The organism is Calditrichota bacterium, assembly GCA_020637445.1.
Classification (GTDB): domain Bacteria; phylum Electryoneota; class RPQS01; order RPQS01; family RPQS01; genus JABWCQ01.
In genome coordinates this window covers 996,894-1,009,471 of the sequence record JACJVZ010000001.1, presented here as the reverse complement: position 1 = coordinate 1,009,471, position 12,578 = coordinate 996,894, and the positions used below count along the sequence as shown (strand labels likewise).

Annotated in this window: 12 protein-coding genes; 5 read left to right on the top strand and 7 right to left on the bottom strand. The window is 52.4% G+C overall.

Annotated elements, in window-relative coordinates; genetic code table 11:
• Positions 1 to 28: 28 nt before the first annotated feature.
• The 3 genes from H6507_04165 to ligA all read right to left on the bottom strand — a co-directional run bounded on the left by H6507_04165 (position 29) and on the right by ligA (position 3,544).
• Positions 29 to 754 carry a hypothetical protein gene (locus H6507_04165; GenBank protein MCB9368288.1) on the bottom strand — a complete coding sequence of 242 codons (726 nt, stop codon included), beginning with the start codon at positions 752 to 754 and terminating at the stop codon, positions 29 to 31.
• 185 nt (positions 755 to 939) lie between these two features.
• The gene (gene efp / locus H6507_04160) at positions 940 to 1,509 is read right to left on the bottom strand and encodes an elongation factor P (protein ID MCB9368287.1); all 570 of its coding nucleotides are present in this window, start codon (positions 1,507 to 1,509) and stop codon (positions 940 to 942) included.
• 22 nt (positions 1,510 to 1,531) lie between these two features.
• On the bottom strand, positions 1,532 to 3,544 hold the full coding sequence (gene ligA / locus H6507_04155; GenBank protein ID MCB9368286.1) for an NAD-dependent DNA ligase LigA: 2,013 nt from the start codon (positions 3,542 to 3,544) through the stop codon (positions 1,532 to 1,534).
• Between the two features lie 208 nt (positions 3,545 to 3,752).
• On the opposite strand from ligA, the gene H6507_04150 reads away from it, so the two are divergent.
• The 5 genes from H6507_04150 to H6507_04130 are packed head-to-tail and all read left to right on the top strand — an operon-like array spanning position 3,753 to position 8,885.
• Entirely contained in the window at positions 3,753 to 4,889 is a 1,137-nt protein-coding gene (locus H6507_04150) for a glycosyltransferase (GenBank protein MCB9368285.1), read from the top strand.
• Positions 4,879 to 5,898 (top strand): flippase-like domain-containing protein, encoded by a 1,020-nt coding sequence (locus H6507_04145; GenBank protein ID MCB9368284.1) that lies wholly within the window; start codon positions 4,879 to 4,881, stop codon positions 5,896 to 5,898. Before H6507_04150 ends, H6507_04145 begins: the two co-directional genes overlap by 11 nt.
• On the top strand, positions 5,888 to 7,132 hold the full coding sequence (locus tag H6507_04140; GenBank protein MCB9368283.1) for a glycosyltransferase: 1,245 nt from the start codon (positions 5,888 to 5,890) through the stop codon (positions 7,130 to 7,132). The genes H6507_04145 and H6507_04140 overlap by 11 nt, the downstream gene beginning before the upstream one ends.
• Positions 7,132 to 7,776 (top strand): polysaccharide deacetylase family protein, encoded by a 645-nt coding sequence (locus H6507_04135; protein MCB9368282.1) that lies wholly within the window; start codon positions 7,132 to 7,134, stop codon positions 7,774 to 7,776. The genes H6507_04140 and H6507_04135 overlap by 1 nt, the downstream gene beginning before the upstream one ends.
• Positions 7,773 to 8,885, top strand: coding sequence for a glycosyltransferase (locus tag H6507_04130; GenBank protein ID MCB9368281.1), 1,113 nt, complete (start codon positions 7,773 to 7,775; stop codon positions 8,883 to 8,885). The genes H6507_04135 and H6507_04130 overlap by 4 nt, the downstream gene beginning before the upstream one ends.
• A 57-nt stretch (positions 8,886 to 8,942) precedes the next feature.
• Here the strand turns inward: H6507_04130 and H6507_04125 are convergent, their stop codons facing one another.
• Genes H6507_04125 through pgsC form a run of 4 tightly spaced genes read right to left on the bottom strand, consistent with a single transcriptional unit; the run spans position 8,943 to position 12,553 of the window.
• Positions 8,943 to 10,052 carry a hypothetical protein gene (locus H6507_04125; protein ID MCB9368280.1) on the bottom strand — a complete coding sequence of 370 codons (1,110 nt, stop codon included), beginning with the start codon at positions 10,050 to 10,052 and terminating at the stop codon, positions 8,943 to 8,945.
• A complete protein-coding gene (locus tag H6507_04120; GenBank protein MCB9368279.1) occupies positions 10,049 to 10,963 on the bottom strand; it encodes a hypothetical protein in 915 nt (304 codons plus the stop codon). The genes H6507_04125 and H6507_04120 overlap by 4 nt, the downstream gene beginning before the upstream one ends.
• Before the next feature lie 26 nt (positions 10,964 to 10,989).
• Positions 10,990 to 12,108: a poly-gamma-glutamate system protein gene (gene pgsW, locus H6507_04115; GenBank protein MCB9368278.1), complete on the bottom strand. Its 1,119-nt coding sequence runs from the start codon at positions 12,106 to 12,108 to the stop codon at positions 10,990 to 10,992.
• A complete protein-coding gene (gene pgsC / locus H6507_04110; GenBank protein MCB9368277.1) occupies positions 12,098 to 12,553 on the bottom strand; it encodes a poly-gamma-glutamate biosynthesis protein PgsC in 456 nt (151 codons plus the stop codon). The genes pgsW and pgsC overlap by 11 nt, the downstream gene beginning before the upstream one ends.
• Positions 12,554 to 12,578: the final 25 nt, after the last annotated feature.

Below are 12,578 nucleotides of genomic sequence, written 5' to 3'. Positions count from 1 at the left end.
TTGGTGTTCGTGTGGACATTGGGGCTCCTTAGTTGGGCCGGTGTACGAACTTCACTCGAGTTTCACCTGCTGTTTCCGAACCAATAGGCACCAGTCTATTGGCCGGAAAACCGCTGTCCGAGAGTTCGTCCCGAACGGCTTCGGCGCGAGACTGCGTCAGAAGAAAACGGTGAGCGGGTGAATCTGCTTTTTCGTTTGATTGTGCACGTATCTCAAGCTGTCCATCTTTATACATCTTCCCCAGTTGAGGCGCCAGCGAATGCAGGTAATTCTTGCTGCGTTCGCTAAGTTCTGAGGTGCCATTCACAAATTCGATTGAACCCGTCGACTGACCGCCGCTTCTGTTGGAAGCGGAAGCCGCGACTGGACTGCCATATGTATCAAAGAAGATTTCGATTGCATCAAAAGCTGAGAGAATGCCGTCCTCGATGACATCCTCGGCTTTTTTTCCATCTGCATTTGGCTTGCTTGACTTTGGAAGTTTGCCGGACGCAGACTTCAACTTAGGCTTGCGTTTGGGAAGCTCACCATAGGACAACTCGACAGAACCACTTTGAGTCTCAGCGTCCGTTTTTAGGTCCTGCCAAACATCTTCGGACTTGGGATTTGCGGGGACCGCACTGACCGGAAGCGACGTTTGCGTGTTTTCTGATGACTCGGTACTCGTTGGCTCTCCGGGTGACGAACCCGGGTTTTTCACGGAAGCCTTGGAATCACCCTCTTGCTTAGTCGCTTTGGGGCGTTGGGAGGCCATAGATTCTGGTTCGTTCTGGGATCCCAAGTATAGAAACAGCGCCGAAGCGAACAAGAGCAGCGAATAAAAGAGTATTGCGCCACGCTTTTTTGAATGCTGCCGACCCCTTGCTAACCAGACTCCCCAGAACACAAGTGCTAAAAGGGCGGCCAGTACGGCAAGAGTCAGTCGCATATGTTCCATGGCTATCCGGCGCGCTTCACCCGATCAAGATATTCACCAGTCCGGGTATCTACGCGCACGACGTCTCCGATTTCACAGAAAAGAGGTACGTTGATCTCGGCTCCGGTTTCTACGGTAGCGGGCTTTCCCGTGCTGGACACCGTATCGCCTTTGAAGCCGGGAGCAGTTTCCTTGATTTCGACTTCAAGGAAATTTGGAAGATCGAGTGTGAGAGCCTCGGTGTCAAGGAAATTCACGTGACAAACCACGCCTTCTTTCAGCCATTGAGCCTTGTCGCCGAGCCAGTCGGTCGTAAACTGAAACTGCTCATAGGACTCTTGGTCCATAAAGTGGTAGAATTCCCCGTCGTTATAGAGATACTGCAAGTCCTTTCCTTCAACGCGCACAATTTCGATTGACGCGCCGGAGTTCAGTGTACGTTCAATGATGCGTCCCGTGCGGGCATTGCGAAGGGTTATGCGGACAAATGCACCGCCTTTGCCGGGCTTGACGTGCTGAAAATCCGCGATTTCAAAAATTTGTCCTTCCATCGACAAGGTCAAGCCCTTGCGAATGTCTGCTGTGTTAGCCATGTAGGTCGTTTATGTTGTTAGTTTATGAGTCTAAAGTAGTGTCGCCGCTCAGGACTTTCTCGAATTCATCTTCAGAAAGCACTGGCACGCCAAGTGAAATGGCCTTTTCCAGTTTGGAGCCGGCCTTCTCCCCTGCTACGACCATGCTCGTTTTCTTCGAGACGGAACCGGAGGGTTTTCCTCCTTGTGACATAATTAACCGCTCTATTTCTTCGCGGGTGTATTTTGTCAGGGTACCAGTCACGACAACAGTCATCCCTGCCAACTTGTCTCCGCGCGGGGTTGCCAACTCATCCTTGAGTTTGACGCCTGCACGTTTCAGATCAACTAAGTTTTGCCGCCAAATTTCGGAAGAAAAAAACTCGGTGATTGCCTGTGCGACTCGCGGACCGACGTCAGGAAGACTCTCGAGTTCTTCTTGACTGGCTTTGGCGAGCATTTCAAGATCGCCGTATTGTGCCGCAATAGTCCGAGCTGTGCTTTCCCCCACGAACCGGATACCCAGCCCAAATATCAACCTGTCAAGCGATGAATTCTTCGCGGAGTCGAGTGAGGAGCGAAGTTTCTCAGCGGACTTTTGTGCAAATCCGGGCAGAGCTAAGATGTCTTTGATTTCGAGAAAGAACACGCCAACCGGATTGTCGACAAGTTTTTGCTCGACCAGACTGTCAATCGTCTCTGAGCCCAAGCCGGCAATGTCCAGCGCGCCGCGTGACGCGAAATGCTCAATCTGGCGTTTGACAACTTCAGGATCGCGTGGGTTGGTGCAGCGGAGGGCAACTTCCCCCTCTACTCTTTCAAGCGGTGCACCGCATACCGGGCAGACTTCCGGCTCGGAAATTAACTTCGCTCCGCGTTTTCGATTCCCGGCGACAAATCCAGTAATCTTGGGAATAACGTCGCCGCCGCGTTCCAGTGTGACGGTGTCGCCATAGCGCAAGTCGAGCCTGCGAATCTCATCGAAATTATGCAGCGTCGCGCGCCGAACCGTAACGCCTCCAAGTGATACCGGTTCAAGCTCCGCGACGGGTGTCAGCACGCCTGTTCTGCCGACTTGAAAGGAAACACCCTTTAGCAGAGTCGTTGCCTGACGAGCGGAAAACTTGCAGGCTATGGCCCACCGCGGTGCCCTTGAAGTCAAGCCCAATGTGCGCTGCTGTGCAAGCGAATCGACCTTTACGACGATTCCGTCAATCTCAAACGGCAACGTGTCACGCCGTTCTTCCCACGATTTCCAGTATTTCACAACGTCATCGATGGAGTCGACAACCGTAGAAACATCGCTGATGGGAAGTCCGAAAGACTTCAGCTTGGCGAGGCCCTTTGAGTGTGAGTCTACAGGCGAATCGGGTGACTCATATCCATAACATACGACTCGCAAGGGCCGTCTGGCGACCAGACTTGGATCGAGCAATTTCAAAGATCCCGCGACCGTGTTACGCGGATTGGCAAGCGGCTTCTTGCCCTCGGCTACCTGCTCATCGTTAAAAGCTATGAAATCGGCCGTCCGCATGTAGACCTCACCGCGGACATACAACGTGCGCGGAGGCTTAGAGGTATCAAGCCTTAGAGGGATGCCTCGCACCGTCCTAATATTGGCCGTAATGTCGTCGCCTTTTTCACCGTCCCCGCGGGTGGCGGCACCTGTAAACTGCCCATTCTCGTAAGTTAGAAGAAGGGACACTCCATCGAACTTTAGCTCACACGAATACTCGGGCGAATCCCCTTCAAGCCCGTCCACTACCCGCCGGTGAAAGTCGAGAATATCATCGACTTCGTAGGAATTTGCCAGTGAAAGCATCGGAAATGGGTGCTTGACGGAGGCAAATCCGGCCGTTAGGGCATCACCAATCCTCTGGGTTGGGCTGTCTGGCTCGACCAGATTGGGGTGCTCGGCTTCCAGCTCGCGCAACCGCCTGAAAAGCTGGTCGTAGTCAAAATCACTGATTTCCGGACGGTTTTCCGCATAGTAAAGCCTATCATGACGGGCGATTTTCCTGCGGAGCTCCTCAATTTCCTGCTTGGGGGCGGCCATTCGGGGTGATTTTGGGGCGTGGGAAGGTGGTTGAGGGTAGTAACGAGCAGTGGAAACTACTAAAAATTCGCAAAAATGGCAACTGAATCAGGGGATTATGCGCAAGGAAATCCCGCCATTTGAACTTTCAGAGTATTCCCTTTTTATTGCGTCTAAGGGACTATATTCCTATATTTTATGTTCGTTTGTGATTTCATTTCTGGACTTTATGGGTAATTGGCTTGCAGTAATCATTTTGCCGTCTGCGGTTTGGCTGACCGGACTCCTGTTTTGGCGGATGCGCCAAATGGGGACGAGGTCGATTTCGAATCCGTCTGTGACTGGGATTACGGTGGCGAGAAATGAGAGCGCAACGATCAGAGCGTGTCTTGATTCTCTCTTGAGGCAGGAGCCTAAACTCGATGAGGTGTTAATGTATGACGACTCATCGAGCGATGGAACGCAAGACATAGCGAGCGAAATTTCATTGCGTAATCCTGAGCTTGCCATAATTTCGCTTGCGGAAGAGGTCAGGATCGCGAGTCCGAAGAAGCGCGCTCTTGCGGACGGATTTGCACGAGCAACTGGTGATGTTGTGGCTATTACAGATGCTGATTGTGTTGTTCCACCCGCGTGGGTGAATGAAATGATCGGCGAGATGGATCCTGCAACGGGTGCAGTCATTGGAGCATCCTGGCCCGCTAACGGAAAGACCTTTTCCGAGCGTGCTTACCGCTGGGAAAGACTGACGGCAAATACTCTGATGGCTTCGGCTTGCGGTTGGGGACTGCCTGCTTCGGCCTGTGGTCACAGTATCGTGTATTTGAAGAAAGCGCTGCAAGAAGTTGACGCGCCAGTTCACCGCGAAATTCCATCCGGTGACGACGATTTGACTGTCCAAGCGATTGCGAGCTTTGGATGGAATGTAAAGTTTTGCGCAAGCCCTGACAGCGTTGTTCGCGACTTGGGTGGACTGCGAGGCTCACGTTGGAATCAAGCGGCACGGCACCAGAGCGTGACACATCTCTATCCGATGAGATGGCGAGTGATGTTCGCTTTGTCCATCGCCGCAAACATTTTGTTCTTGCTCGCGTTTTTATCCGTTCCGTTTGTCGGTAACAAAATATCTGTTTCCTTAATTTTGCTTTGCAAGCTCGCCTTGGACGGTTTGGCGGGGATTATCCTTGCAAACAAGCTGAAATTGAATATCGGATCCGCAGAAATTTTCGCGGCATCACTGGTCTTGCCCGTGTGGACGTTTTGGAGAGCACTTGCCGCCGTTTTCGGCAAGAGATACGATTGGCGCGGACGTTCCATGAATTACGAGGCAGTTTTGATTCCAACTCCCGGCGGACATGGTTCCTGAGTCGCCGCAAATCTTGACACAGCCCGCGGCGGAAGTCGTCGCCGTTGAAAAGTGGTCATTGCCTAAGTGGTCAAAGATCGCGCTGACAGTTGCCGTGCTGCTGCTCCTGTCGTGGCAGGTTCGCTGGAGCGAGATTCTTAATGTTCTCACCGGCGCGAGTGGACTGGGTATTTTGGCAGCCGTGGCGCTGTGGTATCCGAACCAGGCCCTACAGTATTATCGCTGGAAATTCATTGCCAGACGGGCAACCATATCGCCTGCGACCGGGGATGTTTATGCATCGTATTGGCTCGGGCATACTTTGGGATTCTTGACGCCGGGGCGAATTGGTTCTTACGGCCGCGGACTATTCCTGAGGGATGTTTCCGTGGGCGAAGCCACTGCTCTTACGGTGTTAGAGCGAAGTTACAGCGCAATCACTGTGAACGGTTTTGGATTGATTGCTTTGGCTGTGTTGCCCAGTTTAGGATGGAGCGCGGCGTGGGCCGCGTGGGGAGACGGCGTTTCAGTCATCCTGTTTGGCGTCGGAACGATGATCCTATTGACCGGCGTGTTTCCGGGGCCAATCGCGGGTTTGATCGCGAGACTCGTCGGAAAACGAAAGTGGGGAATTTTCATTGCAAACTCGCTTGGGACTATTCGTCAGATTCCGACCGGGTCCTCTCTGCTCTACTTGGCACTGGCAACAGGTTCACTAGCGGTTTCACTCGTACAGTTCATTCTTGTGTTGGACGCGCTCGGGTCGTCTGTTCCAGTACTGGCGGGAATGCTTGCAGTTCATCTAAATTTCTTTTTGAAAGGCAATATTCCGCTCACCTTGGGAAATTTGGGGGTCGGTGAATGGACAGCACTGCTCTGTCTGAGGGGTCTCGGTGTTCCTGACGCGCAAGCAGTGGCAGCTTCGCTAATTTTGTTCGGAGTTAACGTAGCAATTCCGGCATTAGTCGGCATGAGGTATTTTAGAAGAGTGTTTACGATTCACCAAAATTGGAAGCAGCGTGCAGCTTAGTTTTCTGAACATCTTTGTATTGCTGGTTGGTGCGGCAACGCTGCTGTACAGCGTTTTGATGCTGTTGTTCGCCGCAGGACTGACGCGGCTCCGGCGGAATCGTCGAATTGACTTTGCCGATTGGCCAAGTATCAGTGTGATTGTGCCGGCGCGAAACGAAGCGAGCGTGCTTCCATGGGCTCTGAACTCACTTATGCGGCAACGTTATGCAGGTGATTGGGAAGTTGTGGTCGTAGACGACCGAAGTTCGGACCAAACGCCGCGGGTGCTTCGAGAACTATGTGCAAAATATTCGAATCTCCGTATTGTGCGAATTGACACATTTGACGGAGCTTCACCTAAGAAGCACGCACTCTCGGCCGGCATCGCAAGTTCGGAGAAAGATATCATTGTTACGACCGATGCGGACTGCCAATACCATCCGGATTGGTTGTCCGGTATGATCAGTCACTTGGCGGACGATGTTGGAGTTGTGGCGGGACTCACGATTTTTGATTTGCCGAATTTTAAAGCCGCTCCGGTTTGGCAGAAAATTCAGTGGCTGGATTTCTTCGTGCAGAATTTTCTTGCGGCGGGAGCGCTTGGCTGGAATCACGCAGCAAGCTGTAACGGAAGTAACTTGTGTTTTCGCCGAAAAGTGTATAACCAAATTGCGGGATACGGCAAATCGTCGGAAGTTGTGTCCGGTGATGACGTATTATTCGCTCAAAGAGTCGCGGCAAATACCAATTGGAAAATGGTGTTTGCGACTGCGCCGGAGACTATCGTAAAGTCCCTGCCTGTGACGAGTTTGAGTGAATTGATGCACCAACGACTTAGATGGGCATCCAAAGGTTTGACGTATCGCGGCAGTATGCTCGGTTTCTTGTTCGCAATATACGCATACTATTGCGCATTAATCGCATTGCCTGTTTCCGCGTTGTTTGTTCCTGCGCTCGTCCTCCCTGCCGCGATTATATGGGGAGCAAAACTCACCGTCGATATGACACTTGTTGTGACCGGAGTGAAGACGTTTTCACAAGAGCGGCTCCTCCCCTATTTCCCTGCATACGAATTGCTGCACACGTTGTTCACGCCATTCTTCGGTTTTGCCGGGTTGGTGCTGCCTTACCATTGGAAAGGCGGATGGTACCGCACTGCAAAACTCCCTTGGGCTCTGAGGAAACGGAAGTTCCACCGAACTGAGCAAGGCGCAGAGACCGTCGAGAAGCACTCGGAGCTAATCGAATCGTGATGACACTGTCGCAAATCGGGCCGATGCTCGCAAGAGGCTGGCAGACTCATTGCTGGTCGCCGGGACATGTCGCACTGACGTTTGACGACGGACCGGATCCGCAGACGACTCCGAAGTTGCTCGAGACGCTGGATAAGCTGTCGCTGAAGGCTACGATGTTTGTGATCGGGCAGAAGTGCCGCGGTAACGCAGCGCTCTTGAAAGAAATGTCGGCAGCGGGACATGCTATAGCTTGTCACGGGTATGCACACGAGAAACATTGGTTCAAGAGTTCCTCCTTCGTGCAGGCGAGCATACGGCAAACAATGTTTATGCTGCAAGAATTCGGGATCAAAATGGCTCCGATGTTTCGTCCTCCGTTCGGAGCGATTGACCTTACGATGCATCGACGGGTCAGCGAGTTGAAGATCACTCCCGTGTTGTGGTCCGCTCATATATCTGACTGGAAACCACAAACAGCGGATGCGGTGAGGCAGAAATTGGTTTCAAGTGTGCATGACAGAATGATCTTGCTCTTGCACGACGGTCACGAAACTACCACGAACGTGATAGAACAGCTTCCCTATCTACGAGATGAGCTTGTGAAGCGCAACTTGTCTTCCGTCGCACTCTCCGACAAGCCAAAGAGTATATTGACGGCATGATCTTGTCTACACTCGGTCTGCTGATCGGCGGGTTTCAGTTTCTAACAGGCGCACTTATCGCGCTGGCGTTGCTGCGCAAGAGTCCGAGTCAGAAGAATGAGCTTCCCAATATTTCAATCGTCGTGCCCGCAAGAAACGAAGCTGACAACTTGCCGCGGCTATTTGCCTCGTTGTCAAGACTCGAGTATGATCCGGCGAAGATAGAGCTTGTGCTTGTTAACGACGATTCGACGGACAAGACTGCGGAAGTTGCGCGCGAGCTTTCAAGAACACTGCCCTTCCGTTTCAGGCTTTTAGATGCCGAGCACGGGAACGGAGAGTCCTTACCGCCGACCAAAACATTGCCACTCGCTCAAGGAATCGAAGCGGCGACCGGCGAGTTTGTGCTGATGACGGACGGCGACTGCGAGGTGCATCCGCGCTGGGCAGTTGATATGGTCAGGCATTTCGAACCGGGAGTCGGTTTGGTTTGCGGTATTACACTTCCAGACTATGAATCCAGCGGCGAACGTGTCACAAGACTCGAGGCCGTGGATTGGTCTTTGCTGTTGGGCGTATGCGCCGGAATGTGCCGACTCGGTAAGCCCGTCGCGTTGATCGGCAACAATTATGCTGTGCGATCAGAGTGCTACCGGTCATTGGGAACGTTTCGCTCTATAGCATTCAACAGAATCGACGACATTGCCCTCTTTTCCGCTGTTGCGGAATCCGTGCACTGGAAGATAGCCTTTGCGGTCACCCCCGGCGCATGTATCAAAACTCTTCCGATAGGAAGCACGAGCGATATCGTCACCCAGCGTTATCGTTGGATGGAAGGCGTTGAAGCCGTAAAAGTATCGGGAAAACTCTTGCTCGGCTTCGGCTTCTTTACGCACTTGCTATGGCCACTGGCATTGTTATTGGACCATCCTTTTGGAATGGCGGTATCGCTGGCGCTGTTGCTCGGAGATTGGCTGGTTATCGCGGCCGTACTGACGAGGTTAGGAAAGCGTGGGTTGAAGTACCATGCGTTCGTTTATCCGGCATGGTCACTCGCCTACGGCTGGCGACTGCTTAAGGCGATTTTCAAACGGCCCGAGATAACATGGAAAGAGCGACGGCTCGCTTAAGAGAACAAAAAAGCCCCCGATACCGGGGGCTTTTTTTTGGAATCAGAAATAATCAGGTTAATTGATCTTGTAAGTAAGTCCAAGTCCAACTTCGCGGCGCACGAAGTTTTTGACTTGCGACACTCCCGGAACGTCCGACTTTGAATCGCGCTGCTCGTAGGTAAAATACGTACTTACTTCCAACGAAGACAATGCATCCCACGACAGAGAAGGTGTTATTTCCCAACGATTATCAAGTCTGCCGCGATGAAACGGGTCATCCAATATGGAACGGTCCGTGGTGAAGATTCGTCTGCGCAAGCGCGTGCTTAGTGACCCGTCCAATGTTATTGGCTTAATGAATTTCAACGGAGAGCGTATGGCGAGGCGAAACTCGTCTTCGTTGTTGTCGCCGTCGCCATACTCGTTGTCCTCAAGTATTTGACTGTTGTCGTAGGAGGGGACATAGTTGATCGATTGATCTCTGCCAACGTTGGTTGAAACTCGCCTCGTGTAGCGAGCTGTCAGCGTCGGGCGCCACGGCGTCGCGTAGCGAGCTTCAAGACCGACTTCAGAGTATTCAGTATCGTATTCCGTGAATTTCGCGTTGTAATAGTATGAACCCCATCCACCTTGCAGCGAAAGCCAAAGTGCGTCGTGCGGTCGAACTGAAAATTCCCCGTTGTATTCCCAATTCCTGAAACGGGCGTCTTCGTAGGTGCCGTAATCGCGGTCGCGATACACGCGGAGATAGAAAGACGGAATCGTGAAAGCGGAGACTTGTGCTTGCCACTTGTATCCCCGTACCCGCGGCCTCAAAGACGCGGTAAGGCTGTGCGTCTGATAGTTTGAAAAGTCATTCTTGACCCGGCGAACGTCCTTAAACCTGTAGACGGCAGAGATCATTGTCGTTTGGGGAGCCCGCCATTGAACGGAAGGATGGATTGAAAACTCGGTTTCTCCGTCATCAACCGTTTCAATCGGAGTGCGAAAGGTCGGATCGTAGCGACGAAATGCATCTTGATCCGGGCCGGACAGCCGCAGAACGTTGTCGTTGTAAATCGTGTTAACGCCGACACGAAGACCCCAATCAAGAGCGGGCAGATGCGTGCGTCGCCGCGCGGCTTCCGTTTGGCCGAAAATTAGCAGGATTCCCAACAAAACGCTTAACGCCAGAATCGGTCTCACTTTCGTTTGTCTCCGTCAAGTTCCGCTTTTGGCATCAAGAATCTTAGCAATACCGTGCGTGAGTCATCTTCCATGCGAAACTCATAGACATGTTCACCCTCAGGAATTTCTACGAAGAACGTCTCGGCACGACTGGGGAGCAACGGTGCGGGGTTTCGATATTGAATGACATCGGAAGATCCTGCTGAAAGATGATAGGCCTTTTTTAGCTTTCCGTCCTCGAGCACCTGAACCTTCCACTTCTGCGTCCCCTTCATCTCGGGGCTAAACTCGATGCGGCTCAGAACTTTCAAAGTGGCTGGGCCGACCAAGCGAAGAGCAGCTCGCTCCGTGGAGCTTATACGATAGTACGGATAAATGACTTCATCGGATACCATTTCTACTTCGGAAGTGTATTCGAACGGAGTCATCGCGATGACTGCAGTTCCCCCCGTGAACTCATTGGTCTTCTGGGACAAACGAATGAACAGAACTTCCTGTGAACCGTCGGGCACGGAAATGCTCACATTGTGCTTGCCTGAGGGAATGTCAACAACCTTGGAACGTAAGACTCCAAGATATTGCGGTCCATCGCTACCAGACTCCGCCTTCTCGGAAAGTCTGCTCGTATGATGCACGGTTTTGGCTTTCTTGGAGCCTTCGATCATGACGTCAAAAGAATAGTCAGGAGTCGCTTCTTCAGAGCGGAGCTGGAGACGTGACATAATCTTAAGTTGCGAGGGACCCTCAACGGTGACGCTAACTTTGTTGTCGGCGTCCACGACAAAATAGTGTCTTGACTTCCCGGCAATGGTCAGGCTTGTGCCTTGATCGTATGTAGTCGGCTTCAAATATTTGAAACCTGATTCCGCACTCGAAAGCTGGGCAACCGACAGCACAATCAATGCGATAAGAATAGGAAGTTTGCGCATAGCTATTATTTATCCAAAAAAGTTGGTTACAAAAGGGTCTCGGGGTCCACGCCGGCGTCCGCGAGGCGGAAGTACCTTGCATCAAACCAAACCAAAGTGAACAACGCCCCGAGCGACAGCAGGAGCGCAACAAGCGCAACTCGAATGTCATAGCGCGTGGTCGTGAATACGTCGCCCTTACCCGGATCCGCCAGTGGAATACTCGGCGCGCCAAGGCCGTAGGCTTCGGAAAGATTGGCCGCGCTGGCGATTTGAATTACCTTTATTCCTTCTTGAGACGCCATGTGCATGGCGCCTCGGGCAGGCCAATTGCGAGCAGGCAATGCCGTGTAAACACCATTGGACAACAGTCCCAGATTTTCTTTGTGGCCGAGACTCGCAACGCCTTCGCCGACGTTAATGTACGCCGCTACCTTTTTGTTGCCGGCCGCAGACTTGAAAGCCGTCCACCACGCGAGAGATGCTTGGCTTATCGAAGTGGTTTCAAGCAGGCGTGCGCCGTTGCGTTCGGCTGCAGCAGCGAGTTCTGAACGCCCGACACTGGAAAGTCCCAGCGCGTTATCATCCAAACCTCCGCGCGAATAGGCTACGGTCTTTTCGGTGAGCAATCCGGACTTCTGTAATTTGGTTTGCATATCCGCCCACGTGTCACGAGGATCATTTGCTCCCCACCACGTGGAACTGAGTGCGGAAATCGTCAGAGGCTCGACCCCAAGCGCATCGCACGCACACAGGACGGCGAGATTCGCGCCGGGATTTGAACCCGTCATGGCCACCGCAACGACGTCGCCCTTTTTCAAACCAGCATCAATCAACAGTTCGAGAACAGCCGCCGCAAGATTCGGATTGGCTCCCGCCATTTTCTCTTCGAAACTTGCGATGTCTGTCGTAATGGTTGAAAATTGTTGACCGATTATGGCGTCGAGTCGCGGATCACCGTAGGATTCGAGAGTTTCGTCGTCGCTGCCCTGTTCCGCGAGCTCTTTGAGAGCCGCATTCATGCGATTGGCCGCGATGAGTTTAACCTCGTAATTGTCCCTCTGAACCTCCACCTTGCTGTATTCAGCCCACAAGAACAACCCGTAACAGATGACGGCCATGGCGATCAACGTCCAGAGTGATCGCAGACTTGGTCTAAATGCCATGGTAAATCTCCCCGCCCGTTAGAACCATGACGAGCAGTTTTACCAGCGGCGCCGCAATCAACATGGTGGCAAGAGTCTTTACGACACCTTGCCGTTCAAACCAGTTGGCAATCAGACCGGGGATGATGAAACCGATGGCTTCCAAACGCAAGTCGGCAACCATTAGGTCTTGCGAAATCAGATTTCGGCTGATGTACCCGAAGATGAATCCGAACATGATCGCCAGCACCATGCGCCGACGGCCATAAACAAACATGAACTTGGAAACTAATCGAATACAGAGAAAGGCAACGAATGCAACAAGGAACGTGCCCAGCATTTTGGCCGGGTCGCTCAAGTGCATCGCGATATAGCCGGGTACGACGATACCCCCGGCAGCCGCACCGACTATTTCGTGGAAAAGGAGGCTGACCAGTACGCCCAGCCCTATCGTCAATTCAATCATCTGATGCTCTAAACGTGCTTTCTGC

Coding starts and splice junctions, on each gene's coding strand:
- H6507_04165 (MCB9368288.1), bottom strand. CDS start 754: ATGGCCTCCCAACGCCCCAAAGCGACTAAGCAAGAGGGTGATTCCAAG.
- efp (MCB9368287.1), bottom strand. CDS start 1,509: ATGGCTAACACAGCAGACATTCGCAAGGGCTTGACCTTGTCGATGGAA.
- ligA (MCB9368286.1), bottom strand. CDS start 3,544: ATGGCCGCCCCCAAGCAGGAAATTGAGGAGCTCCGCAGGAAAATCGCC.
- H6507_04150 (MCB9368285.1), top strand. CDS start 3,753: ATGGGTAATTGGCTTGCAGTAATCATTTTGCCGTCTGCGGTTTGGCTG.
- H6507_04145 (MCB9368284.1), top strand. CDS start 4,879: ATGGTTCCTGAGTCGCCGCAAATCTTGACACAGCCCGCGGCGGAAGTC.
- H6507_04135 (MCB9368282.1), top strand. CDS start 7,132: ATGACACTGTCGCAAATCGGGCCGATGCTCGCAAGAGGCTGGCAGACT.
- H6507_04130 (MCB9368281.1), top strand. CDS start 7,773: ATGATCTTGTCTACACTCGGTCTGCTGATCGGCGGGTTTCAGTTTCTA.
- H6507_04120 (MCB9368279.1), bottom strand. CDS start 10,963: ATGCGCAAACTTCCTATTCTTATCGCATTGATTGTGCTGTCGGTTGCC.
- pgsW (MCB9368278.1), bottom strand. CDS start 12,108: ATGGCATTTAGACCAAGTCTGCGATCACTCTGGACGTTGATCGCCATG.
- pgsC (MCB9368277.1), bottom strand. CDS start 12,553: ATGATTGAATTGACGATAGGGCTGGGCGTACTGGTCAGCCTCCTTTTC.